Here is a 26,132-nt window from a genome sequence, read left to right as displayed (position 1 = left end):
GTCCCGTCCACTCCGCCACTTATTTATAGACAGAGTTAAGTCTTTAAAATAACTACAGGGGTGTAGCTCCAACTGGCAGAGCAGCGGATTCCAAATCCGCGTGTTGGGAGTTCGAATCTCTCCACCCCTGCCATATTTAAAAAGGCTCATATCGAAAGATATGAGCCTTTTTGCTATTTGTTATTTAAGGCAAGAACTTCGGATTTCCTCGCTATAAGATCGCAAATTTTGAGAGCTCTGACATATTAAAGAAGGCTCATATTGAAAGGTATGGGCTTTTTTCTACTTATTCTTTGAGAAAGAACGTTAGTTTTTTTATTATAAGAGTTGGAGCTAGACGACTTTCTATTTCACCTACATCGATAATATCACCAACACCCTGAACTATCACTTAAACCCACACCACCAGCATTTAAAGTTAAAGTGCCACATCTATCATTATTCTGACCAAGCTCAGATTGTGGTGTAGCTGATAAAGTATAAATACTCATACTTGAGCTAGCTAAATTATAAGAAAGAAGATATCTATTATTATCAACTTTACAGATATGATCTTGTAGGCAAGAACCATTATTATTATTAATGGTAAGCGCTAATAGCGCTTGGTATTTTTCTTTTGAGGTGCTTTCTGTTCTGGTTGAGTAGAGGCTTTCTATATGAAGTTGAGTTTTCGTTAGCGCTTCAAGAGCTTCAGTTCTATGGCTTTTTAATATATAGGAAGTATAGCTTGGGTAAGCTATTGTGCTTAGGACTGCAATGATTGAGGTGGTAATTAGTAATTCGACTAATGTCACACCACGATGAAACTTATATGTCTTTACTTGACTAAAAATTCGAATCATTCCGATAACTTATTGAAATAAAATATATCTACTTTTAATAGGTGTTACTCTTTGTGGCAAGATGAAATTTCCATAATGGAATGTTGCAAAGGAAATTGTGAAATGACTCGCGGGTTTACTCTGTTTGAATTAGTTATAGCTATCGCTGTGCTTTCTACTTTATTAGTAGCTGCAGGGCCTAGTTTTTCGCATCTGCTAGAAAATCAAAATATGAAGAGGTTTGCAGGTGAAGTTGAAGGTTTTTTTATTCAAGCAAAATCAGAGGCTGTATTACAAAATAAAGAATTAAAATTATTTTATCTTAATGAATCTACAGATTGGATTATATCTTTAAACCCTGCCGGTAGCACCGCAACAACAATCTCAGGTATAAAATTAACCTCCTTATCTTATATTGATTCAATAAATCATCCTGATATGAAAATTTCCTCAAGTGTGTCATCAATTACTTTTGATTCAGTTAGAGCAACTCCTAACTTATCAAGAAGTTTCTATTTTTATAAAGATAATGCGAAGCAATTAAAGCTATCAACTCATAATATTACAGGGCGTATTAAATTATGTGGAAATGGAGGCACTTTTTATGGTTACAACGAATGTTAGCCATAAACAATTAGGTGCATCTTTAATTGAACTTCTTGTTGCATCAAGTCTTGGTTTAATTGCTTTAATGTTAATTGGTAATGTTTTTGTTGAGGGACAAAAAATATCAGCAAATAGGAGTCAAAAGTTATTACTAATCCAAGATTTAAATGATGCATTACGCTTTATAAAAGAAGAGAGTCAGAGGGCTGGTTATAGTCGTTCCGGTTCTTATTCTGAAATATTGTCAGGAGCGAATGATGTTATTCATATATCAGGTGCTCAGCTGAGTTTTATTTATCAATCTGAATCAGGTTCACCTTCTGAGTGGCGCTTTGCTCGTTTTAAATATGAATCTGAAACATTAAAAATATGCTCAAGGAAAAATATATCATTTATCCCTGATATATATTTTTCACCACAATGCTTGTCACTTGTAGATAATAACCTTATTAAAGTAACTGATTTTACATTGAACTATACAGCACTTGGTAGTTCCGTAAGTTCTGCATATTTATCTATATCTACAAATGCTGAACTTAAAAATACCGCCCATAGGTATTCTTCTGAGATTAAAATAAAGCAAAGGAACTGGAAATGATTAAAAATCAAAAAGGTGCAATTACCCTTCTTGTTTCTAGTTTCATTTTAATGGCGTCACTGATTTTTTCTTTAGGGAGCTATAAGCATATTTTTTATCAGATAAAGCGAGCTCAAAATGAAGTAGAGGCGAGAAAAGGATATTGGGCAGCAGAAGGCGGTGTTGAATGTGCATTTACCAAAGTATCGACGATCGGAGCTGTTCCTAGCACACCAATTCCTGAGTGTGCGTCTTTAGATCTAACTGATTTGCAGATTACACAAGGGATGAATTATCAAATTAAAGCAGATAAATTATCACAAATCGTAAAAAAAGATTTTACAATCGGAGGTTCTGGTGGTGATGGTGCTATTCAATCGGCTTCTAATTTATATTTTTATTCAAGTATTACTTTCACATCTCCTGACCCTGTAAAATTGGGGACAGATGGATGGGAGTGTGTAGCTGTAAGATATAAAGATAAGATTGGCGCTTTCGGTTCAGTTAACAATGCAGGGGTGAATCATAGCGTTAAACCTAGTAGTGATTTTGATAATCAAGGCAAAGATTGTAGCCCAGAGCATAAAACAAATTCAGCAGCGGGTAGTTCTAATTTTAAATCTGATTTTTTAAGAGATGATAAGATATCACCGTTTAAAGATCTATTTGGTATAGAACCAAGTGATCATAACACGATTCGAGATAATGGAAAGTTTGATATTTTATATGGCTCAGGGAGTGGGGGTGATAAGCGTTTATCTGAATGTGGTACCAAATTAAAAAATAGAATCAATGCAGGCGAAGAATATATTTGGGTTGAGGGTAGCTGTGAGATTACTTCGGCGCAATATGAAGGTTTTTCAGAAGTAATGAATAATAGTTTGAATGGAGCTTTTATCGTTATTCATGATGGTTCTTTGTCAATAATGGGTGCTCCTCCAGGTACTACTGCCAAAGATATGAAAGGGGTTATTTTTCATTTTAATCATGATTATTCAGTTCCTACAGATGGGAGTAATTGGTATGGGACTGATGCATATAGCAAATTATATCCTCATGGGGGAACGCCTAGCTCATTATACCCATCAGAATTTTTAACTACGGCTTCTTTTTATCAGCATGGTGCATTTACACTGCTAGGTGGGCAATTTTTTGATACGAAAGATCAATCTGCTATTTTTTATACTAGCTCAAATTTTAAATATAACAGTGATATCGTAAATAAGTTAGTTTCTGGCCTTGTACAACCTCGGTGGGTTAAAGGATCTTGGCATGATTTCTAAACAAAATGGATTTAGTTTACTTGAAGTTATTATTTCATTTGTATTGCTGGTTGTCGGTGTTATGGGGCTGATTAAACTACAAGTTTACGTTGATAAAAAATCTGAATATGCAGTAAATAGTATTCAAGCATTGTATGTGGCGGAGTCTAAACTAGAATATTTTAGAACTCGTTCAATAGATGGTGAGGATGGGACAATTCAGTTTAAAACGATCATTACTCAAACTACACCAGAGGATATTAATGGCTATAAAGTTAGTTGGGATGTGATTGATCGCATGCCAATTGTTGTTTCGGGTGCGAATGTAACTACATTAAAAGAAATAAATATTAAAGCAGAGTGGAGTGACAGGTGGAATGAGGTTCAAGGCGTTACTTTGCAAACAATGATATCAAGGTACAGTGAATTTTATTAGGTTCAAACAGTTGCTTGAACCTAATTTATTATAAATCAACCAATAAAAGGCAACGTAGCACCAGCAGCAATAAAGAAACTCACTAAGCCTACAATCGGTAATTTAAGTACTTTTAATAATGCAAAACCAATAATAACTAGTGCCATATCTAAACCAGAACCAACAGCACTGGTAAATACAGGGTCATAAAGTGCAGCGATTAGTAAACCGACCACTGATGCATTAATCCCTGTAATTGCACCTGCTAATGCTGGTTTTTGAGCAAGTACTTGCCAGTGGCTAAATACACCAAGTACCAATAAAAACCCAGGTAAGAAAATCGCAATAGTTGCTACTAAAGCGCCAAGTACAGGCTGCTCACTCCATAGTTCATAACCTAAGAAAGTAGCAAAGGTGAACATTGGCCCCGGAACTGCTTGTGCAGCAGCATAACCCGTTAAGAAGCTATCAGTACTAATTTGGTCGCCAACGATATTTTGCAGTAATGGTAAGACGACATGACCACCACCAAAGACTAAACTACCTGCTTGGAAGAAATCAGAAAAAAGAAGAAGTAATGGCGAATGATTGACGATAGCTGGTAAAGCAAAGAAACAAAGTGCAAAGATAATTAAGGGTAACCAGTTAATGCCTTTAGATTCTTTTTTAACTTCAGTAGATTGGTCTGATTTTAGATAAACTCGTCCAACGATAGCGGCAATTAATAAGGCAATTAATTGAGTGCTTATAGAGGGAAGAATTAATAACAAGCTCGCCGTCATAATACATAAAAGTACGGTGATTTTGTCCTTACAAAAACTCTTATACATTCCCATTATTGCGTCAGTAACAACGACAACAGCTAATAATTTCAATCCATGAATGATGCCTTCAAAGATGTCATTACCAAAGAATGAATGGCTTATGTTTGCTAATAAGACCATGATAAGAATAGAAGGCAATGTAAAACCAATTGATGCGAGTAGAGCGCCAAAGAGTCCTTTTCTGTGATAACCCAAAGCAAAGCCTACTTGGCTTGAACCTGGACCCGGCAAAAACTGACTTAGCGCGATCAGTTGAGCGTATTCTTCTTCACTTATCCAACCACGCTTTTGAACAAATTCATTTCTGAAATAGCCAATATGAGCCGCTGGCCCACCGAAGCTAACCCAACCTAAAAGAAAAAATCGTTTAAATATTTCAAACATAATGTACTCAGCTTTTTGATGTGCCATCCAAATTTGGATATTCAGTTTTGATGGAAGTAAGATTAAGAGTTACTATCAAATTATTCAAATCGATTAAATTACTACTAACTATGAATGAAATTAATTGGAAGGCGGTAGACCTTAATTTATTGGTCGTGTTCAGTGCGTTAATGGAAACTAAAAGTGTTTCACTGGCGGCGAATAAATTATTTGTTGGGCAATCGGCGATGAGCCACAGTCTCTCTCGCTTGCGTGAGTTATTACATGATCCATTGTTTGAACGACAAGGACATAAAATGATACCAACCGCTAAAGCTAACCAGTTGTATCCAATGGTAACTAAAGTATTACAGACAATTTCTGGCGATATTTTAAAAGTTGATACGTTTGAGGCGAGTGAGTTTACTGGAACGTTTAAAATTGGAATGACGGATTACGCAGAGCTTCTTTTTGCTGCTGATATTTTTGATGCAATTCACCAATTAGCACCAAATGCACAGCTCTGTTTTACTACGGTAGATAAAGCCAATTATCAAGATAGGTTTGATTCCGAGCCACTTGATTTAATTATTGGCAGTATGAAACCAGAGCAAAAAGAGTTTCAATATCAAACGCTATACACAGAAAAGCACGTATGTATGTGGGATGGTAATCGGCATCAATTTAAAACGCCGATAACGCTTGATGAATATATATCGTTACCCCATGCCTTAGTGAGTCCTGACGGTGCATTGAAAACAGGCGTAGATAGTAAATTAAAGGGATTAGGAGTGCATCGTTCAGTTAGCGTCGCTTCTAAGCACTTTTTAACCATCAGGCATTTAATGAAAAAAAGAGACTTAATCTGTGTCGTTCCAGAGTTAATGGCTCAACTCGATCTTTTTTCTGAAAAATTGGTGCATTCAGAGCCTCCCATTGATGTTGGTGAGTTTGATATTCAATTGATTTGGCAAACCAGAAATAAAGAAAATAAACGTTACCAATGGCTCAAAGAGTTGCTCATTCAAACCATTGAGAAAAGCGTTATTGCTTATAGAACTTAGTGTTCACTACCTACTAAATTTAATTATTATCGCCCAAAAGCGTCTTTGATTTTTTCATCTGTTCTATATTGACTTAGTGCATAGACAGACCAAATAGCAGCCGGGATCCAACCAATTAAGGTTATTTGTAAGATAAGACAAATAATGCCGCTAAATGGACGGCCTATAGTAAAAAACTGTAACCAAGGCAGTAATAAAGCAAGTAATAGTCTCATTGAGTTTCCTATATAAATAAAAAATGGTCAGTAACAATTAAGCTACTGACCATTAGATTACCTTGGTATTTATGAATAGAGCATGAATGCGATATTTAAATACTCAAATGAAAAATTAGTTATTACTGTGTAATTCGCTGTTCAGTTCAATCGCAGATTTGTTAGTTAAACATTCGATTTGACCAGTGATAGAGTTGCGACGGAACAGAAGATCTGTTTTGCCAGCCAGATCACGAGCTTTCGCGACTTCAACTTCTTTTCCTTGGTTATCTAGCATGCTTACTTTTGTGCCAGCAGTAACATATAGGCCAGATTCAATCGTACAACGATCACCCATTGGGAAACCAAGACCAGCGTTAGCACCAAGTAGGCAGTTCTCACCAATAGAGATTACCATCTTACCGCCACCAGAAAGCGTACCCATGATAGAAGCACCACCGCCGATATCTGAGCCGTTTCCTACAACAACACCTGCAGAAATACGACCTTCAACCATACTCACACCAGTAGTACCAGCGTTAAAGTTGATGAAGCCTTCATGCATTACAGTTGTGCCTTCACCTACATGTGCGCCTAAACGAACTCGTGAAGTATCGGCAATGCGGATACCAGTAGGAACAATGTAATCCACCATTTTAGGGAATTTATCAACACAATCGACAGTCAGTGTTTCACCAGCTAGGCGTGCTTCGATTTGACGATCAGCAAGCTCAGGAAGATCGATAGGACCTTGGTTAGTCCACGCAATATTGTGAAGAAGACCAAAGATGCCGTCTAATACTGTGCCATGTGGTTTAACTAAACGGTTAGAGATAAGTTGAAGCTTTAAGAAACCTTCAGCAACAGATTTAGATTGCTCATCAGTAGCTAGAACAACAAGAACAAGAGGTTGTTTAGATTGAACTGCTTTTTCTGCAAATGCTGCGTTTGCAATATCACCATTCGCTGCAAATGCATTAGCAAGTTCAGTACAAACTTCAGAAGAAATTTCGATAGCTTGGTTGCCTTCAGCATAACCACTTGCTTGGGCAATAGAATTAACTAGTGCTTCAGAAGGGTTTAATACTGGGTGTGGGAAAAATGCTTCAATGATTTTATTGTCGCGGTTTTTTGTTGCGGTACCAAAGGCAAGAGCAAAATGAGCCATGTAATGATTCTCCATTTCCATATAAATATTAGTATTTAAAAATAAATCTTACTTCACATCATAAAGAGAGTTGCTGTGATATAGAAGGGCGAAAGTAATAAATATTTAGTAAGAATGAAGAAAGAGTGTAAGAAAAGGAAATTAATAGATAGGGAGCAGAGAATAAAATAGCAGCCCATTAGGCTGCTATTTGTATTTTAATATGTATTCTTTTTAGAATTAAGCCGCGTCAGATTCTTCATCTTTTACTGCTTCAATTTTTGCTTTTTTAGGTGCAGGTTTACGTTTTGCGCCTAAAGCAACTAAGACATCTTCTTTGTGCTTAGCCAGATAAAGAGATAATTCTTCTTGTTTCCCTTCATCTTCAATTAAATTACTTTCATTTAGCAGAGTAAAAAGCTCATCTGCAACATCCAGCATTTTGTCATAAGCATCGGCTTCAGTTTTAGAGGTAAAAGTCATCTTCTCTTCTCCGTTGCGCTCAACTACATATTTGACGATAACAGCCATGGTCGTCTCTCCTTTAAAATTAACTGGTGTTTTATACAGTAAATCAACTTTTTTGTCCACTTAGAGGTACTAAAATTGGAGCTAGTTAACTCTCTTTACAATAAGCGAGAAATGTTTTTAGTAGTGGAGTTTGGTATTTTTCTTTATGTAATAAGAGCCAGTATTGTCGTATTAGTGATTTATCATAATGTAATTTAATTAATCTCCCGTCATTAATCGCATTTTGAGCAGCAAGTTGAGATAAACATGCTAATCCCATGTTTTGTGAGCAGCAATTAATAATAGCTTCTGTGGTGTGAAGTTGTAGAGATTCATGCCAGTCATTTAAATTAGAGGCAATATGATTAAGGAAATATTCTCGACTACCAGAACCTTCTTCTCGTAACAACCAAGTAGAATGTTCTAAATCATCTAAGCTAATTTTATTCTTAGTTGCCAACGGATGAGAAGGGGCGCACACTAAATACATCTCGTCACATTGCCATTTAATTATATTTAATTTTGGATGATGTACTTTACCTTCAACTAAACCTATATCTAATTGAAACTCTAATAATCGATTTATGATTTGTGCGGTATTGGAAATCAATAATTGTTGGATATCACAAGGATGCTGTTGTTGAAATTGATTAAGTAATACTGGTGCAATATGATTACCAATCGTATCACTGGCACCAATATTTAATGAACCAGTTAGTTGGCTATCTACAGTAAATTGATGCTCGATGGCTTCTGCTCGTTCTAGTAATTCATCCGCTAAAGGAAGGAGTTGGCGGCCTTCGCTATTTAACACTAAACGATTATTTACGCGATCAAATATTTTGTAACCTAAATTTTTTTCAAGCTCAGATAATGAAAGGCTTACCGCCGGCTTTGTAATAAACAGTCGCTGAGCCGCTTTTGTCATTGTTTTTTCTTGAGCAATTGCCGTAAATACATTGAGTTGTTTTAGTGAAATTCTCATGACAGGAAGTCCTAAATACTAATAGATTATCATCGTTAATTTTATTTTAACGTAGTCTTTAATTTATTCAAATTTTATTAATGATTAACGGGTAGTAAACTGGCTTCATCGTTAAATAGTAAAGAGAACAATGTCATGCTTAATTACACAAAACAAAAAGTAGCAGGCGCACCAACACCAATGGCAGGGTTAGCTCTTGGGATCGCAAGTTTAGGTTGGAGCTGGGAAAATGCACTTCCTTTAAACGGCTATGCACAATGGATCTCAGCAGCTATCGCTTCAGTATTATTACTTATTTTAGCGGTTAAATTTTTATTACACCCAGCAGTATTGTGGAGTGAGCTTGCACATCCTGTTGTAGGCAGCGTAGCTCCAACATTTGCTATGGGGACGATGGTCGTATCAAGCAGTCTTGGGCATTTTTATCCAGCGGCTGGTGATGCTTTATGGCTAGCTGCAATTGCGCTTCATTTTATTTTCTTAGCTTCTTTTATTTATCATCGAGCAAAAGATTTTGAATTACACCACATGGTTCCAAGTTGGTTTGTACCACCAGTAGGTCTAATCGTTGCGGATGTTTCATTTTCTGGTAATCCGGCATTAGCACCAGTCGCACATTGGATATTAATGTTTGGATTAATTATCTATGCCATCATGCTGCCAATTATGATCTACCGTTTAATGTTTTGTAACGAAGTCCCTGACGCTGCAAAACCAACCATCGCAATCATGGCGGCACCAGCAAGTTTATCATTGGCGGGTTATCTAACCGTCACCGCTTCACCATCACCAGTGATAATTGCGCTTCTATTTGGTATTGCAGTGTTGATGACCAGTGTTATCTACATGGCTTTCTTTAAATTAATGAGACTGCCATTTAGCCCTGGCTATGCTGCATTTACTTTCCCAATGGTGATTGGTGCAACGGCATTATTTAAAACGGCTAATTGGATGTTATCGCAAGGTGTCATTGCTGATTATGTTTACCAAGTCAGAATGCTTGCCGTTGTTGAATTAGTGGTAGCAACCTGTGTTGTTAGTTATGTTGCTGCGCATTATTTAGCTCATTACCGTCCGATTACTCGCATGACAAATCGCTTAGTTAACCCTAAACACGCACACTAAATTCGTAATCTTTTTCTCTTAAAACACATCCAGTTACGTTAAGCTATAGAGACTTTCATTTCTTTATAAGCGAGCTGGGTGTGTTTACTGTTTATCATTCAAATCAACTTGATGTTCTTAAATCTCTTGTCGTTGAATTAATTCGTCTAAACCCTCTTGATAACCCATTTGAGCAAGAACAAATTCTCGTTCAAAGCCCGGGTATGTCGCAATGGCTTAAAATCGAACTCGCAAAAGAGTTAGGCATTGCCGCCAATCTTACCTTTCCACTTCCTGCTACTTTTATTTGGGACTTGTTTACTCAGGTTCTGGATGACGTGCCAAAGCGCAGTGCTTTTAATAAAGAAGCCATGACGTGGAAGGTAGTGACGTTATTACCTGAGTTATTAAAACAAGATGAATTTGCCCCACTGCAACGCTATTTAGAAAATGATGAAAACCAACTTAAGTGCTACCAATTAGCTGCAAAAATTGCCGATATCTTTGACCAATATTTAGTATTCCGCCCAGAGTGGATCCAAAAATGGGAAGCAGGTGAAGAGGTAACCGAATTAGAAGGCGAACATCCTTGGCAACCAATTTTATGGCAAGCCTTGTATGATCAAACCTTAGCGCTGGGTCATTCTCCTTATCATCGTGCCAATATGTTCGAGCACTTTATTGAAACCTTAGAAAATTATTTGCAAACGGGAACCTTGCCAAAAGGCATGCCTAAGCGTTTATTTGTGGTGGGTATCACTTCATTGCCTCCTCGTTATTTAGATGCGTTAGCGGCTCTTGGGCAACACATTGATGTGCATTTAATGTTTACCAATCCTTGTCGTTATTACTGGGGTGAAATTCGAGACAGAAAATACCTCGCTCGTCTAGAAGCGCGTAATCGTCTGCAAGTAAAATGGTTAGATGATCACAGTGAGCAAATCGGTGATACGGAGCAATTAAAAGGATCGCTTGATGCAAATTTTGAAGATGAGCTGCACACTTCAGAAGTAGGTAATTCACTGCTTGCATCATGGGGGAAATTAGGTCGAGATAATCTTTGTCTATTATCAGAAATGGAAGCGCAAGAGATTGATGCTTTTGTTGATGTAAATAATGACAACCTCTTACATTCTATCCAATCTGATATTTTAAATTTAGAAGAACGCAGTCGTGATGATGTGCTTGATAACAGTGATCACAAGCAACCAATCAGCGCTGATGATCGTTCGATTCTTTTGCATTCATGTCATAGCCCAATGCGTGAAGTAGAAGTTTTACACGATCAATTATTGGATATGTTTGCCAATGATCCAGAATTAAAACCTCGCGATATTATTGTGATGGTGGCAGATATCAATGTGTACAGTGCGGCGATCCAAGCCGTCTTTGGTAACGCTGCATTCGATCGCTACATTCCTTTTGCTATTTCCGATCAAAGTGCCGAGCAAGAAAACCCAGTGCTATTGGCTTTTATGAATTTAATGGCATTGCCTGAGAATCGTTGTGGCCTTTCGGAATTATTGAGTTTGCTTGAAGTTCCTGCCGTCATGTCTCGTTTTAAATTTAATGCTGAGCAGTTTGAAATAGTAAAACGATGGGCAGAAGAAACCGGCATTCGCTGGGGATTGGATAACAGCACCTCTGCGCATTTTGATCTTCCTGAACATAATCAAAACTCATGGCTATTTGGTATTCAGAGAATGTTGCTTGGTTATGCGATGGAGCAAGACGCGGGTTTATTTGAAGGCATGGCGAGTTACGAACAAGTGCAAGGTATGAATGCCGAAATAGCAGGTAACTTAGCGCACTTTATTGATCAGCTTTTGACTTATCAGATCACCCTAGGCCAAGCGCAAACTATCACTGCATGGCGCACCATTATTAACCAACTAATGGACGATTTTTTACTTGTTGAATTAGAAGGTGAACTGGTCGTTAAAAGCATTCGAGATCAATTGCAAAAACTGGAAGAAAATCTTGAAGACGCCGGATTTGATGCACCAATCTCTGCACCAATTATTAATAATTACCTAAAAAATAATTTATCTGGTGGTAAAGCGAGTCAACGATTCTTAGCCGGACAAGTTAATTTCTGTACCTTAATGCCGATGCGTTCAATTCCATTTGATGTGGTCTGTCTGCTTGGTATGACAGATGGTTCTTATCCGCGAACCATGCCAGTTGAAGGTTTCGATTTAATGCAAAAACGAATGAAGCCGGGTGACCGTTCACGTCGAGATGATGATAGATATTTATTTTTAGAAGCGCTGCAATCGGCAAATAAAGCGTTTTATTTAAGTTATATAGGTCGCTCTATTCGAGATAATACAGAAAAAGCCCCTTCTGTTTTGGTGAGTGAACTGCTTGAATATTGTCAGCAAAGTTATTGCCTAGATGGCGATAGTGAGCTGAACCCTGAAGAGTCAGCTAAACGCTTAGTTAAAAAATTAACAATAGAACATCCTTTGGTTCCTTATAGCCAACAGAGTTTTGTGGGTGATAACACCAGTTATGCCAGTGAATGGCTGCCAACCGCAAAACTTGAAGGAAAAGTCGCGCCAGAATTCCAGACGGAACCTTTAGTGTTTGCACCAGAATCAAAAGAGCTTGAATTAACTGAGCTACAACGCTTTTGGCGCTTGCCTGTCGCCTATTTCTTTAACCGTGGTTTAAAAGTATTTTTTGAAACGGTAGAGAGCCGAGTGGAAGATGATGAACCGTTTTCTATTGATGGCAGAACGGGTTACAGCATGAAATCAGAGTTGTTAGAGGAGTTATTGGCCTATGATGATCCTAACCAAGTATTGCAGTTAAGTCGTGACTTTTATCAGCAACAAAAAGCGCAAGGAAAATTACCTATTGGTAGCTTTGGTGAAATAGCTGCAGACAAAGAAGTGAACACAGTAAAAGAGTTAGTGGCCCATATTCAGCCATTAACGACATCGCCATTAGAGGATCAAGAAGTGCGTTTACGCTTTACTTTTCCTCATGGTGAAATGGAATTACAAGGCTGGCTAAAACAGCGTTATAAAGAAGGAATGCTACGTTATCGTGGTGGTAAAATTCGTTCTCATGAAGTTTTAGCTACGTGGATTGATCATCTTTGTTTGTGTGCGATGAAGCAACAACAGTTTACTCACCTGTTTGGCACCGATGCGATTTATCATTTTGAGCCAATTGAAACAGAAAAAGCGTATCAACATTTAGAGGTTATATTGAGCCTTTATATTTCTGGTAACTGTGCGCCATTGCCTTATTTACCAAAAGCTGCATTGGCTGGACTAGAAGCACACATAGATAAAAAAGGTGTGTGGAATGACGATGAAGAAACACATGAAAAAGCACTGAAAAAAATGGCAGATGAATACAGTGGAACTCGTTACGCGGGTGAAAACAGCAATGATTATGTCATGCGTATGTGGCCTGAGTGGAATGACGAATTAGGTCAGACTATTTTTGATAACGCGAAAAACGTTTTACATGATGCCTTGTTACACAGTGAGAAAGAAAAACTGTAATTTAAAACAAAGCAATGCTTAAGAAAGAAGGTATTGAAGAAGAAGCACGGAAGAAAAGAGTAGGGTGGCCGCCAGTAAATCATTTTTAGTGTAGGGCGTTCGCTGTACGGCCACAGGTCAGAGGTTGACCGAATCCTTTAATACAAATGCACATTTAATGAGCTTTTTGTAAGTGCGCTGAGTGTAACAAAGCATAAAAAGTGAACCGTGAGAAAGATCTCACATTGGTCGCTTTATTAATTTTATTATCGTTGTTCCTAATGAACTACGATATGGGTCACACAAATAGTCTGTAAAAACAGAGTGTTGATGATAAATAAAAATGGTGATGTTCGATGACGACAATCGCAGCTCCAAATCAATTGAATGCAATGACGTTTCCTTTACATGGGACACGTTTAATTGAAGCTTCCGCAGGTACAGGTAAAACCTTTACCATTGCCAGTTTATATCTACGTTTACTATTAGGGCATGGTGATGAGAACAGTCGCCATAGTGAAGAATTAACCGTAGATAAAATACTGGTAGTGACTTTTACGGAAGCGGCAACCGCAGAATTAAGAGAACGTATTCGAGCTAAGATCCATGATGCCCGTTTAGCGTTTGCTCGTGCTGTGCATAAAAGTGATTATAAGAGTGGCGATCCCGTTATTGACCCGTTATTAGCGGCTATTTCTGATCATAAGTCGGCAGCACACATATTATTGAATGCTGAACGCAGTATGGATGAGGCCTCTATCTTTACCATTCATGGCTTTTGTCAGCGCATGCTAACCCAAAATGCCTTTGAATCTGGTGCGCAGTTTGAGAGTGAATTTGTTACCGACCAAGCCAAATTAATGCACCAAGTGGCCGCAGATTTTTGGCGTCGTAGTTTTTATCATCTGCCAAAAATGGTGGCTGAAAGTGTTTACGATTGCTGGCCAAGCCCTTCTGCATTATTAGGTGATATGGGCAATAGTCTTACTGGTGTCCCAAAGCACTTAACAGTTGAACCATTAGAAAACTCACTAGAAGAGTTCTGTCAGCAGGGTATTGCACGAATCGATGAATTAAAGCAGCAATGGTCGTCACATTGTGCTGATTTTGAAGCTTTGATCTCGGGTTCGGGCGTAGATAAACGCAGCTACACTAAAAAGAATTTACCAAATTGGTTAGAGCAAGTGTCAGTATGGGCAAGTAACCCAACGACTTCGCTGCAAATTCATGACAAATTAGAAAAATTTTCTCAATCGTTATTAATTGATAAAACTAAAAAAGGCGAAGCACCAGAACACACAGTATTTAAATTAATTGATGACTTTTTAGCGCAGCCATTAGAAATAAAACAGCCATTGTTATCTTTAGCTATTCATCGCTGTCGAGAAACCTTACAGCAAGCAAAAGAGCAGAAGAACTGGTTATCGTTTGATGACTTGCTGACTCAATTGTCGGCTGCAACCGAAAATCAAGAGAACGCTTTACTGCTAGAAAAGATCCGTGAGCAATACCCAATTGCTTTGATTGATGAATTCCAAGATACAGATCCACTTCAATATTCTATTTTTAATACCATCTATCAAGATCAATCACAGTGTGGTTTGTTCATGATTGGCGATCCAAAGCAGGCTATTTATGCTTTCCGTGGCGCAGATATATTTACTTATATTCAGGCTCGTCGCCAAGTGGCGGATCACTACACTTTGGATACTAACTGGCGATCAACTGCCGATATGGTGTCGTCAGTAAACCGTATTTTTGAGCATGGTAAACAACCGTTTTTATACGATGATGATATTCCGTTTTACCCTGTGAAATATAATCCGATTAATGCGGAACAAAAATCGTGGTCGTTAGAGAATCAAACTCAGCCTGCAATGACGTTTTGGTTACAAGAAAGCAAAGATGGTAACCCGATAAACAAAAGCAATTATCAACGAGTAATGGCGGAATCGACGGCGGCGCAAATTCAAACCATTTTGACCGGTTCTCAACAAGGGTCTGCGCACCTACAAAATGGAGAGAAAAAAGAAGCGATTAAAGCTGGGAATATTGCCGTACTAGTTCGTACTGGTAAAGAAGGGAAATTGGTTCGAGAAGCGTTATCAAAACAGGGTATTGCCAGTGTTTATTTGTCGAACCGAGACAGTGTGTTTTCTTCGCCATTAGCCAAAGATATTTTACGTTTATTGCAGGCTGCAATGACGCCTACGGATGCACGAGCGGTTCGTTCTGCATTAGCCTCGTCTTTGTTTGCTTATACGGCCGATCAACTGCATCAATTTAATGTGGATGAAATGCAGTGGGAATTAGCCGTTAATGAGTTCCGTGCCTACCGTAAGCATTGGTTACAACGTGGCATCATGCCTATGTTGCATCAAATTATTACTCAACAAGGTATTTCAGAGCGTTTATTGGCTGAAAATGGTGGTGAACGTCACTTAACCGATTTATTGCATATTGGTGAATTATTACAACAAACAAGCCAAACCCTCGACAGTGATTATGGATTGTTGCGTTGGTTATCTGATGCGATTTCCGAACCTAATGGCGATGCTGAAGAGCAAACGGTACGTTTAGAATCTGAGCGTAACTTGGTGCAAATCGTGACGATTCATAAATCAAAAGGGTTGGAATACGATCTCGTCTTTTTGCCTTTTGTTTGTTCCTATCGAGCCGTGGATAAAAAAGGCGAAGTTAGCTTTTATGATGAAGACAATCGTTATTCTGTCTTAGATTTATTAAAGGAAGATGAGTCGGTCGAAAAAGCCGAGAAAGAACGCTTAGCAGAAGATTTACGCTTAATTTATGTTGCGCTAACTCGTGCTGTTTACGCTTGTTATATTGGTATGGCACCTATCGGTAAAGGCACATCGAAAAAACCACCAACGGGTGTACACCTTTCTGGTTTAGGGTATTTGATCCAACAAGCGGATGAATGTGATATTGCTGAGCTTCAAGCGTGTCTTGAAAAATTAATAGCAGGCAATTCGCCTATGGTGATCCAGTCCCCCCAAACCTTAAGTGATGTGCTTTATAAAGAGACAGAAGACAACTCGTTAGCATTAACTGCTAATAAATTGAATCAGCCTGTGAAAAGTAATTGGTGGATGACCAGTTATTCTGGTTTGGTGAAACAAGGTAACCATCATAACGATTCGTCATTAGAATTAATTAATTTGGATATAGATTCCGCTGAAGATAAAGACGACAAAGAATTGGATTTAGAGCCAGAGCTAACGATATTCACTTTTCCTCGTGGTGCGAGAGCGGGTACGTTTTTACACTCATTGTTTGAAGAGGTTGAATTTACTCAACCAATTAACAGCGAAGAAAATACACAAATAATCATCAAGCTATTAGAAAAAGAAAACTACGATGTGGAATGGTTAGACGTAGTTCAAAGCATGATGCAACGCGTGCTCGATTGTCCGTTGGATGGTCACGATTTACGATTGGCAACCAAAGGCCCAACTCAACGTTTGGTTGAAATGGAGTTTTTATTGCCGATAACGCTATTGAACTCAAGCTTGGTCAATAAAACCATCGCTAAACACGATGAAGTCTCTGCACGTGCGGGTGAGTTAGGCTTTTCTACCGTGAGTGGAATGTTGAAAGGCTTTATCGATTTAGTGTTTGAGCATGAAGGAAAATATTACGTTCTCGATTGGAAATCTAACCATTTAGGCGATTCTCCAGAATGCTACGGCGGTGATGCTTTAATTGAAGCAATGCGAGATCATCGTTATGACTTCCAATATCAGCTGTATGCTTTAGCGTTGCATCGATTCTTAAAAAGTCGCATTGCCGATTATAATTACGACACTCATTTTGGTGGGGCGTATTATATTTTCTTGCGTGGTATTGAAGAGAGTCATGAGGGACATGATAGCAATTCAAATGGGGTCTTTTATTCAAAACCAAGTGAAGTGTTATTAGAAGAATTAGAGCAATTGGTAAATGGAGAAACAGTCGATGCTTAAGCAATTACAACACTTAATGGCTCATGGTGTACTTCGTCCATTGGATTTACAATTCGCTAAGTTTTTAGGCCAACAGGAAAAGAACAGCGATAAAAACTTAATCATGTTGCTCGCAGCAATGACTAGCCATGAGTTAGGTAAAGGCCATGTGTGTATTGATATCGAGCAAGTAGAGCAAGGTGATTTGTTTACGTTGCCCGCAAAATATCGTGATGCATTGTTAGCGTTAGTACCAGAGAAAAATCAGTGGATTAGTGAGTTATCAGCGGCATCGACGATATCTAATGGCACAGAAGCAACGCCACTAGCCTTTGATGGAACGCGTTTGTATTTACAACGTTATTGGTCGTTTGAACAGCGTGTTGCCAACCGTATAACTAAAGCGGCGCAAAGTGTGGCGGTAAACGCTCAGTTATCGAATACATTGGATGAGCTATTTGCTCGCCAATACCATTTTTTATTCAGTGGGCTTAAAAAATTAGAGAATAATAACCAAGTGTCTCGCCAACAATTGGTGTGCGATATGCTTGATGTTGTGGGATCTAGTGAGTTAGATTGGCAAGCGATTGATGCGGTTTTACTCGCAGCCACTAAGTCTTCAGAATTAGAACCGCTGGATAACTTAATTCCAACTAAACACTGTGTGAATTGGCAGAAAGTTGCGGCAGCGGTAGCGTTAACTCGTCGATTCTCGGTGATCTCTGGTGGTCCAGGAACGGGTAAAACAACCACGGTTACCAAGCTTTTGGCTTCCCTAGTGACTCAAGCTCAGCAAGATAATAAAAGTATCGCAATTAAGTTAGTTGCTCCAACGGGTAAAGCGGCAGCGCGTTTGACTGAATCCATTGGTCAAGCGGTGCAATCTATTGGTTTAGCACCAGAAGTAAAAGAAGCGATCCCGACAGACGCAAGTACGCTGCATCGCTTGCTTGGTTATATTCCAAACCAAGTGGATTTTCGCCATAATAAATCGAACCCGTTACACCTTGATGTATTGGTGGTGGATGAAGCCTCGATGGTCGATTTACCTATGATGGCCCGACTACTCGATGCGGTACCAGAACACGCGCGTGTTATTTTATTGGGTGATAAAGATCAGCTAGCCTCGGTTGAAGCGGGAGCGGTGTTAGGTGATATCTGTCAGTTTACTAAAATGGGTTACAGCCAGAATCAAGCACAACAATTATCTCAATTAACAGGCTATGCTTTGCCTGTGCAATCGCACAATAACGCGGTAGCCGATAGCTTGTGTATGCTGCAAAAGAGTTACCGTTTTGATGCGCGCTCAGGGATTGGACAATTAGCTAAAGCCATTAATGACGGCAGTAAATTTAAAGTAGAAGCGGTATGGGCCAAAGGGTTCTCTGATATTCGTTTTCATGATTTAAGTAATGACAGTTATAACGCAATGATCACCATGATGGTGAATGGCTATCGCAGTTATTTAGGCCATATCCATGCGGGCGATAAACCAGAAGTGGCACTAAAAGCCTTTAGCCATATTCAATTATTGTGTGCAATGCGCGAAGGCGACTTTGGGGTTGTAGGACTTAATCAACGAATTGAAAAAGGATTAAGAAAATCTGATTTGATTCCTCATGGTGATGAAGTGTGGTATTCCGGTCGCCCGGTGATGGTGACTCAAAATGATTATGGCGTAGGTCTTTATAATGGTGATATTGGTATTGCGATGCCAGATCCTGTTGATCAACGTCTACGTGTTTATTTTGATATGCCAGATGGTTCGATTCGTGGAGTATTACCAAGCCAATTACCAGAGCATGAAACCGTGTATGCGATGACGATTCATAAATCTCAAGGGTCTGAGTTTGAACATACCGTTTTAGCTTTACCTGCTGAGTTCAGCCCAATCTTAACGCGAGAGTTGATTTACACTGGTGTAACACGAGCTAAGAAAAAACTCGATCTGTTCGCAACAGAGAAAGTGGTGGCGCGAGGTGTAATGATTAAAACTCAGAGAAACAGTGGGTTAGCAGCGTTAATGAGTTAGTTAAATACAGTGGTTAATAAAGAAAAGATTAGCCGCTGTATTATTTCATATACGTAATAATCATTTTCTTCTCCACCTCTAGTAAATGTGAAATAAATGCCTATAATTGCGTCTCTAAAATTCGGAAGGAATACCGGATCTTTTTTTCTACCAATATGTTCAATTAGATGATTGATAGAGTTGGTATTAATATGGCTGTTCCGTTATATGTTTAAATTACTTGTTTCAATGCCACCAGCAATGGCGCTTATTATTGCTATTATTTCCGAAGTGATAGCGACCTCTTTTATTCCTAAAACAGAGCAATTCACCAAGCTAACCCCGAGTGTTATTGTTGCTGTGGGTTATGCTATCGCCTTCTTTTTACTGTCAATAACCGTAAAAAGCATGCCTGTAGGTATTGTTTATGCGATATGGAGTGGGGCTGGGATTGTTTTGGTCGCCGGTATTGGATATTTTGCTTATGGGCAAAAACTGGATTTACCAGCATTAGCCGGAATCGCTCTGATTTTATCTGGTGTACTGGTTGTTAATTTGTTCTCTAATACTGCTAGTCACTAAAGAGAACAAAGACGATTATTAAAAAGCCGCAAAGGGATAATCCGTTGCGGCTTTTTTCGTTTACAGTTCTTTTAACACTAAGATCTTTGATTTACGTTGGTAGTTATACAATTTTTGTTTTGTCATTGGTAATTGCGAGACATCAACTTCAACAAACCCTTGCTCTCTAAACCAATGAAGGCTGCGAGTGGTAAGTACAAACAGTTGTGATAATTTAAATTGCTTGGCTTTAAAGCGTAAGCGATTGAGTAATGTGACTCCGCGATCTCCGTCTCGATAATCAGGGTGAACCGCAACGCAGCCCATTTCAGCCATTCGATCTTCAGGAAAAGGATAAAGAGCGGCGCAAGCAATCACTAATCCGTCTTTTTCAATAATGGTAAATTGAGCGACTTCTTGTTCTAGTTGTTCTCGAGATCGACGTACTAAAATCCCTTCTTCTTCTAATGGATGAATTAAATCCATAATACCGCCAATGTCATCAATTTCAGCATCACGAATTTGTTCAGAACTGGCCATTACAACTTGAGTACCAATACCATCAAAAGAAAATAATTCTTGAATTAATGCCCCATCTTCTTTGTAACTAATAAGGTGGCTTCTTGGTACGCCCGCTTTACAAGCTGAAATGGCCCCCCTTAAAAAGCGCATGGTGCCCGTAGAATTTCCATCTTTCGGGTTAAGATCCGTTTCTAATTTCCCAAGTATAGTTTCTGCTTCATTGGGAAATAGCTCGGCTAAAATATGACCTTGGTTATCAACAACACCTTGTTCAGAGCAAAATCCAATTAATTTATCTGCGTTTAATCGAATGGCTAATTGGGTCGCTACGTCTTCAGAGAGCAAGTTAAAACACTCCCCAGTGACGGAACTGGCGACAGGGCCAAGTAAGACGATGGATTGCTGGTCAAGCATACGGCTAATACCATTGGTATCAATACGGCGAACACGACCACTGTGGCAATAATCAATCCCATCATCAACGCCAAGCGGTTGGGCGATAATGAAGTTACCGCTGATAACGTTAATTTGTGCACCTGCCATTGGCGTGTTATTTAAACTCATGGATAGCCGAGCAGTAATATCAAGTTGTAATTGCCCTGCGATTTGCTTGACGAGTTCAAGGGTTTGCTCATCGGTGACTCGGATCCCTTTGTGAAAAGGCGCATGATGACCATTTTCTTTGAGTTGGGAGCGCATTTGAGGCCGAGTGCCATAAACAATAACAATCCGTAATCCAAGAGAGTTTAGGAGAGCAATATCATTAACGATATTTGCAAAGTTTTGGTCAGCAATGGCTTCACCTCCAAGCATAATAACCACGGTTTTATCCCGGTGAGCATTTACATAAGGTGCAGATTGGCGAAACCCTTTAACTAAAGCGGTACTACGAAACTTCACACGATTCATCCATGAGTAATTATTTATGCGTTTATATTGACTAATTATTTATATTTCTACAAGTGTTTAGTACAAGGTCACATAAGTTTTTCTTAATATTTTGAAGGATTGCCGATAAGCTTAATAACATAATTATTTTTAGTAGGCATCACAATGAGTCGAGCTCAAGAAAAAGAGTTAAAGAAAAGAAAAATTCGATTATTAGTTTTAATCAGTTTTGTTGCCGTTGGTTTAGTCGCATCAGTGATTGCTGCAATGTATAAATCGGGTGCTTTTGCTCAAATGCCAGTCTCTCAAATATATGGTAATTGGGTTGAGTCTGGCGTACCAAGTTATGCTCAGGATAGCTTTACTGTCAGTAAAGCAGGAATTTATACTCATGGTCGCTTAATTAATACTAAGTTTGAATTTAATGGCAGTAAACTCAGCTATAAACACGGTGAAATGATGTATGTATATATGGTTGAAGACAAAGATGGTGCAGAGTTATTGCGTATTAAACCAACGCATTATAAATCAATTTTTCATAAGCAATAATTTCTAAAGTTTCTAGGTAACTATGTTTCATTACATTTACTTGGAAGTTGACTGCTAGTTTGTGTCAATTTTTGTCAAAATTCTCCTTTTCTTACACTTATTCGAAGGTAAGGAATTGCTCTATTTCTATTTGTTTGTCATTCTTCTTACACTATTTTTCAATAAGGCTTTATTGTGTTTCGTAAATTTTCTCTCGTGTGTGTTCTTCTTGCTTTAGCTGGTTGTGCTGATCGTCCCACTGAACGAGCTCAACAATATTTAGATGGTGGGTTCAGCAGTAATTTAAATGAAGTTAATGAAATCCATACAGATAAACCTTCTGATTTTAGTGCATTCAAAAAGCAAAGTGCCGAAGTAGTTAATCGTTCTGAGTCTATGTCATTACGCTATGAAGATCTGTATGTACAATTGCAAAAATGGATTGATGAAAGTTCAAACCCTGCAGAGTTGTCGGCTTATGGTATTCAATTTGCTCAAATGGGCGGAGGGGACAAACAGGGCAACGTGATGTTTACGGGGTATTTTTCACCTGTGATTGAAATGCGTCATACGCCTAATGAAACGTTTAAATATCCAGTTTATGATAAACCTGATTGTGGTTCAGATTGTCCTACTCGAGCTGAAATTAACGCGGGTGCGTTAGCTGGGTTAGGGCTAGAGCTTGGCTATTCAGATAATCGGATTGATCCGTTTATTATGGAAGTGCAAGGCAGTGGCTTTATTCATTTTGGTGATGACGATAAGTTAGAGTATTTTGCCTATGGTGGAAAAAACAATCATCCTTACGTGAGTATTGGTCGTATCCTTATTGAGCGTGGTGAAGTTGAACGAAAAGATATGTCGCTAAAAGCGATTAAAGAATGGGTTGAAAGAAACGATGATGCAACCGTTCGTGAATTATTAGAAACAAATCCATCCTACGTATTTTTTACGCCTAAAAAAGCACATGATGTATTAGGCTCTGCCGGTATCCCTTTACTTGCTGGTGCGGCAGTTGCGGCTGATCGCAGTTTATTGCCTATGGGAACCCCGATACTTGCAGAGGTTCCACAGTTAGATAAAGATGGTAAGTGGACGGGTAAACACGTATTGAAAGTATTACTCGTACTTGATACGGGTGGTGCAGTTAAAGAAAACCATTTAGACCAATATTACGGTATGGGTTCAGAGGCTGGTATTGCTGCTGGCCACTTTAAGCACTTTGGGCGAGTATGGAAGTTAGGTTTAAAAGACTCAGAAACTGAAAATCCATGGGAAATGCCAAAAAAGAAATAGGTTTGAAATAATCCCGAGTTTCTTAAAGCTTGATCTTCTAAAAAAGAGTGCGTATAAATCGTGCTCTTTTTTTGTTTTTGAGTAAGGTAAACCCATGCGCGAATTAACCACTCCTGCTTCTGAAAGTTATGACCAACGTTTTGGTGGCACTCGCCGTTTGTATGGTAATAGTGAAGTGGAAATCATGCGTGCTGCACATGTCTGTGTGGTAGGTATCGGTGGTGTCGGCTCGTGGGCTGTAGAGGCATTAGTTCGTACTGGTCTTGGTGAGATTACCTTGATTGATATGGATGATGTGTGTGTGACGAATATTAACCGTCAGATCCATGCAATGACGGGAACAATTGGCCAAAGTAAAATTGAAGTAATGGCTGAACGCATTAAATTAATTAATCCTGAGTGTAAGATTAATTTGATTGATGACTTCATCACCCCTGAAAACCAAGCAGAATATATTTCTAAAGAATTTGATTACGTACTTGATGCTATCGATAGCATGAAACCAAAAGCCGCATTATTAGCTTATTGTAAAAGTAATAAGATTAAAATTATCACGACGGGTGGTGCGGGTGGCCAGACGGATCCAACTCAAATTCAAATCACTGATTTAACCAAAACAATTCAAGATCCATTAGCGAAGAAATTGCGTGATACGTTACGTCGCCATCATAATTTCACGAAGAACCCTAAGCGTAAATTTGGCATTGATTGTGTCTATTCAACAGAGCATTTGAAATACCCACAAGCGGATGGCTCTGTGTGTGCGACTAAAGCAACCGCTGATGGTCCAAAGCGTATGGATTGTGCGAGTGGTTTTGGTGCTGCTACGGTTGTCACTGCGACCTTTGGTTTTGTTGCGGTGTCGAGAATTGTAGAGAAGTTGATAGAGAAACACTCTACTAGAGACTAGAGACTAGAGACTATAAGTGCGTGTATGGCTGGTGTGATAAATATTGTTATTACTATCAGCCTTTTCTGCTCTTATAGTATCTAGTTAGCGAAGCGTATAGTTTCTAGCTATCTGAACGAACAGTCTCATTAATCGTTTCAATGATTGCTTTAAGTCCATTACCACGTGATGGGCTTAAATGTTCAATTAACCCTAATTGAGCAAAATAGCCATCCATATCAAACGTGTTAATCTCTTGTGCCGTTTTATTATTAACCGTAGCCATTACTAACGCGATAAGCCCTCGAACAATACGCGCGTCAGAATCAGCACAGAAAAAATAAACCCCATCAATGACTTCATGTTGTAGCCAAACTTTACTTTCACAGCCTGAAATCGTTACATTATCTTGTTGCAGTTCTTCAGGCATTTTAGGCAGTTTTTTACCTAATTGAATCACGTTACGGTAACGATCTTCCCACCCTTTTGCTTCACTCATTAAATCGAGAACCGTGGTGTGAGTAATATCAAAACCAAAAGGTGACGATGGGAATGTAGACATAAATAAAATACCTTAAATTTGAGCTTATAGCATATCTACGGCTTTATTTAGCGCGTCGATAAAACGTTGAACATCTTGCTTGGTATTATACAAGGCAAATGAAACGCGTACAGTACCTGTTAGTCCTAATGCGTCTAACATAGGGTGCGCACAATGGTTACCAGAGCGTACAGCAATGCCTTGCTGGTCTAATAATGTCGCGATGTCTTGGTGGTGGACACCATCAATAACAAAAGAAAATAAGCTCGCATTATTTTGTAAGCCTACAAACCGTAAATCTTCAATATTTTTGATGCCATCGATCGCCATCTGACGAAGCTCGTTGATATGAGTATTTAGATCATTGTGGGTAAACTGCTTAACCCAATTGATTGCGGTAGCACAAGCAATCGCGCCAGCAACGTTTGGTGTGCCCGCTTCAAATTTCCCTGGCAGTTCTGCAAATGTCGTTTTTTTAAACGAGACTTTCTCAACCATTTTACCGCCACCGTGCCAAACTGGCATGGATTCAAGTAAATGTTGCTTACCATAAAGAGCGCCGATACCTGCCGGAGCAAATAATTTATGGCCAGAGAAAACGTAAAAATCCGCATCCATTGCTTGAACATCAATATCGTGATGAACAATACCTTGAGCGCCATCCACAACAACAATGGCTCCTACTTTATGTGCTGCGTTTATAATTTTATCAATTGGATTCAAAGTGCCCGTTACATTGGTCACTTGAGCTACGGCAACAATTTTAGTACGCGGAGTTACCAATGTTGCAAATGCCTCCATATCTAGAGTGCAATCAGGGTTCATTGGGATTTTTACAACTATCGCACCTGTTTGCTCTGCAACAATTTGCCAAGGCACAATATTGGCGTGATGTTCTAATTCGCTTATTAGAATTTCATCACCTATTTTTAATGTACTTCGAGCGTAAGTTTGAGCTATTAAATTAATGGCTTCTGTTGCCCCTCGAGTCCAAATGATTTCTTTACTGTTTTTTGCGTTTATAAAGTGCTGAACAGTTTCACGGGCTTGTTCAAATTGCAACGTTGCTGATGCGGTTAAGCTATGACTGCCACGATGAACATTAGCGTTACTTTTTTGGTAGTAATCTTGAATGGCATTTAATACAACTAATGGTTTTTGCGTAGTGGCTGCACTATCAAAATAAGCAATAGGTTGCCCATTAATATCTTGAGTTAAGGCCGGAAATTGAGTTCGAATAGCGTCAACGCTAAATGCAGTCATAGTGATTTTCTTTTATTAGGGTAAGCAGACAGTGAGAATGATGCGGATTTCTGGTTCGTAAGTCAAAATTACAGGCAAAAAAAAGCACCGTATTAAACGGTGCTAAGAATCTTTTTTAACCAAATGGTCAAAAACGTAGTAAATATTGGGTATTGTTAACAAATTTTTTGAAATCAATACTCGGGGCTCTAACAGTCGAGCCAATATGCAAACACAACATTGGAGTCTAGAGGTTAGTAAAAGATACTCAGGGAGGAATATATGTCTTTCCTCTAAACAACGGAGCCAATATTAGGTTT

At 38.8% G+C, this 26,132-nt stretch carries 22 protein-coding genes and 1 tRNA gene; 14 read left to right on the top strand and 9 right to left on the bottom strand.

What is annotated here, in order from left to right:
• Window positions 1-56: 56 nt before the first annotated feature.
• A tRNA-Trp gene (locus tag A6E06_RS09135) sits at window positions 57-133 on the top strand.
• 235 nt (window positions 134-368) lie between these two features.
• On the opposite strand, the gene A6E06_RS09130 is transcribed toward A6E06_RS09135, so the two are convergent.
• Window positions 369-842, bottom strand: a complete 474-nt coding sequence (locus A6E06_RS09130) for a type IV pilin protein (protein WP_065592596.1) — start codon at window positions 840-842, stop codon at window positions 369-371.
• 51 nt (window positions 843-893) lie between these two features.
• On the opposite strand from A6E06_RS09130, the gene A6E06_RS09125 reads away from it, so the two are divergent.
• From A6E06_RS09125 to A6E06_RS09110, 4 genes are read left to right on the top strand one after another with little or no spacing between them, the layout of a single operon-like run.
• A complete protein-coding gene (locus A6E06_RS09125) occupies window positions 894-1,445 on the top strand; it encodes a prepilin-type N-terminal cleavage/methylation domain-containing protein (RefSeq protein WP_255310654.1) in 552 nt (183 codons plus the stop codon).
• A complete protein-coding gene (locus A6E06_RS09120) occupies window positions 1,426-2,025 on the top strand; it encodes a PilW family protein (RefSeq protein WP_065592598.1) in 600 nt (199 codons plus the stop codon). Before A6E06_RS09125 ends, A6E06_RS09120 begins: the two co-directional genes overlap by 20 nt.
• Window positions 2,022-3,287 carry a hypothetical protein gene (locus A6E06_RS09115; RefSeq protein ID WP_065592599.1) on the top strand — a complete coding sequence of 422 codons (1,266 nt, stop codon included), beginning with the start codon at window positions 2,022-2,024 and terminating at the stop codon, window positions 3,285-3,287. The genes A6E06_RS09120 and A6E06_RS09115 overlap by 4 nt, the downstream gene beginning before the upstream one ends.
• Entirely contained in the window at window positions 3,277-3,702 is a 426-nt protein-coding gene (locus A6E06_RS09110; protein ID WP_065592600.1) for a prepilin-type N-terminal cleavage/methylation domain-containing protein, read from the top strand. The genes A6E06_RS09115 and A6E06_RS09110 overlap by 11 nt, the downstream gene beginning before the upstream one ends.
• 35 nt (window positions 3,703-3,737) lie before the next feature.
• Here A6E06_RS09110 and chrA read toward each other — a convergent pair whose 3' ends face one another.
• Window positions 3,738-4,889: a chromate efflux transporter gene (chrA, locus tag A6E06_RS09105; protein ID WP_065592658.1), complete on the bottom strand. Its 1,152-nt coding sequence runs from the start codon at window positions 4,887-4,889 to the stop codon at window positions 3,738-3,740.
• Window positions 4,890-4,939: 50 nt separating this feature from the next.
• Here chrA and A6E06_RS09100 point away from each other — a divergent pair, with 50 nt between their 5' ends.
• Window positions 4,940-5,932: a LysR family transcriptional regulator gene (locus A6E06_RS09100; RefSeq protein ID WP_065592601.1), complete on the top strand. Its 993-nt coding sequence runs from the start codon at window positions 4,940-4,942 to the stop codon at window positions 5,930-5,932.
• Window positions 5,933-5,958: 26 nt separating this feature from the next.
• Here the strand turns inward: A6E06_RS09100 and A6E06_RS09095 are convergent, their stop codons facing one another.
• The 4 genes from A6E06_RS09095 to A6E06_RS09080 all read right to left on the bottom strand — a co-directional run bounded on the left by A6E06_RS09095 (window position 5,959) and on the right by A6E06_RS09080 (window position 8,768).
• Window positions 5,959-6,147 carry a YqaE/Pmp3 family membrane protein gene (locus tag A6E06_RS09095; protein ID WP_045101342.1) on the bottom strand — a complete coding sequence of 63 codons (189 nt, stop codon included), beginning with the start codon at window positions 6,145-6,147 and terminating at the stop codon, window positions 5,959-5,961.
• A gap of 115 nt (window positions 6,148-6,262) precedes the next feature.
• Window positions 6,263-7,294 carry a 2,3,4,5-tetrahydropyridine-2,6-dicarboxylate N-succinyltransferase gene (gene dapD / locus A6E06_RS09090; RefSeq protein ID WP_065592602.1) on the bottom strand — a complete coding sequence of 344 codons (1,032 nt, stop codon included), beginning with the start codon at window positions 7,292-7,294 and terminating at the stop codon, window positions 6,263-6,265.
• Between the two features lie 219 nt (window positions 7,295-7,513).
• Window positions 7,514-7,804 carry a YebG family protein gene (locus A6E06_RS09085; RefSeq protein ID WP_060993696.1) on the bottom strand — a complete coding sequence of 97 codons (291 nt, stop codon included), beginning with the start codon at window positions 7,802-7,804 and terminating at the stop codon, window positions 7,514-7,516.
• Between the two features lie 85 nt (window positions 7,805-7,889).
• Window positions 7,890-8,768, bottom strand: a complete 879-nt coding sequence (locus A6E06_RS09080) for a LysR substrate-binding domain-containing protein (RefSeq protein WP_065592603.1) — start codon at window positions 8,766-8,768, stop codon at window positions 7,890-7,892.
• 135 nt (window positions 8,769-8,903) lie between these two features.
• On the opposite strand from A6E06_RS09080, the gene A6E06_RS09075 reads away from it, so the two are divergent.
• The 5 genes from A6E06_RS09075 (at window position 8,904) to A6E06_RS09055 (ending at window position 19,927) form a co-directional block, all read left to right on the top strand.
• Complete coding sequence (locus A6E06_RS09075; protein ID WP_065592604.1) at window positions 8,904-9,893, top strand: TDT family transporter; 990 nt, start codon at window positions 8,904-8,906, stop codon at window positions 9,891-9,893.
• Window positions 9,894-9,973: 80 nt separating this feature from the next.
• Window positions 9,974-13,393, top strand: a complete 3,420-nt coding sequence (gene recC / locus A6E06_RS09070; protein WP_065592605.1) for an exodeoxyribonuclease V subunit gamma — start codon at window positions 9,974-9,976, stop codon at window positions 13,391-13,393.
• A gap of 335 nt (window positions 13,394-13,728) precedes the next feature.
• Window positions 13,729-17,355 carry an exodeoxyribonuclease V subunit beta gene (gene recB / locus A6E06_RS09065; protein WP_065592606.1) on the top strand — a complete coding sequence of 1,209 codons (3,627 nt, stop codon included), beginning with the start codon at window positions 13,729-13,731 and terminating at the stop codon, window positions 17,353-17,355.
• Entirely contained in the window at window positions 17,348-19,366 is a 2,019-nt protein-coding gene (recD, locus tag A6E06_RS09060) for an exodeoxyribonuclease V subunit alpha (RefSeq protein WP_065592607.1), read from the top strand. The genes recB and recD overlap by 8 nt, the downstream gene beginning before the upstream one ends.
• A gap of 207 nt (window positions 19,367-19,573) precedes the next feature.
• Window positions 19,574-19,927: a multidrug efflux SMR transporter gene (locus tag A6E06_RS09055; RefSeq protein ID WP_083190309.1), complete on the top strand. Its 354-nt coding sequence runs from the start codon at window positions 19,574-19,576 to the stop codon at window positions 19,925-19,927.
• A gap of 60 nt (window positions 19,928-19,987) precedes the next feature.
• Here A6E06_RS09055 and argA read toward each other — a convergent pair whose 3' ends face one another.
• On the bottom strand, window positions 19,988-21,328 hold the full coding sequence (argA, locus tag A6E06_RS09050; RefSeq protein WP_065592608.1) for an amino-acid N-acetyltransferase: 1,341 nt from the start codon (window positions 21,326-21,328) through the stop codon (window positions 19,988-19,990).
• Between the two features lie 153 nt (window positions 21,329-21,481).
• On the opposite strand from argA, the gene A6E06_RS09045 reads away from it, so the two are divergent.
• The 3 genes from A6E06_RS09045 to tcdA all read left to right on the top strand — a co-directional run bounded on the left by A6E06_RS09045 (window position 21,482) and on the right by tcdA (window position 24,050).
• Window positions 21,482-21,865, top strand: a complete 384-nt coding sequence (locus A6E06_RS09045; protein ID WP_065592609.1) for a DUF2850 domain-containing protein — start codon at window positions 21,482-21,484, stop codon at window positions 21,863-21,865.
• Window positions 21,866-22,039: 174 nt separating this feature from the next.
• A complete protein-coding gene (mltA, locus tag A6E06_RS09040; RefSeq protein WP_065592610.1) occupies window positions 22,040-23,140 on the top strand; it encodes a murein transglycosylase A in 1,101 nt (366 codons plus the stop codon).
• 94 nt (window positions 23,141-23,234) lie between these two features.
• Window positions 23,235-24,050, top strand: coding sequence for a tRNA cyclic N6-threonylcarbamoyladenosine(37) synthase TcdA (gene tcdA, locus A6E06_RS09035; protein ID WP_065592611.1), 816 nt, complete (start codon window positions 23,235-23,237; stop codon window positions 24,048-24,050).
• Between the two features lie 103 nt (window positions 24,051-24,153).
• On the opposite strand, the gene csdE is transcribed toward tcdA, so the two are convergent.
• Entirely contained in the window at window positions 24,154-24,591 is a 438-nt protein-coding gene (gene csdE, locus A6E06_RS09030; RefSeq protein ID WP_065592612.1) for a cysteine desulfurase sulfur acceptor subunit CsdE, read from the bottom strand.
• Window positions 24,592-24,615: 24 nt separating this feature from the next.
• Window positions 24,616-25,833 (bottom strand): cysteine desulfurase CsdA, encoded by a 1,218-nt coding sequence (gene csdA / locus A6E06_RS09025; RefSeq protein ID WP_065592613.1) that lies wholly within the window; start codon window positions 25,831-25,833, stop codon window positions 24,616-24,618.
• Window positions 25,834-26,132: the final 299 nt, after the last annotated feature.

The organism is Aliivibrio sp. 1S175 (genome assembly GCF_001690985.1).
In the GTDB taxonomy this organism is placed as follows: domain Bacteria; phylum Pseudomonadota; class Gammaproteobacteria; order Enterobacterales; family Vibrionaceae; genus Aliivibrio.
This window is presented reverse-complemented; position numbering and strand designations above follow the sequence as displayed.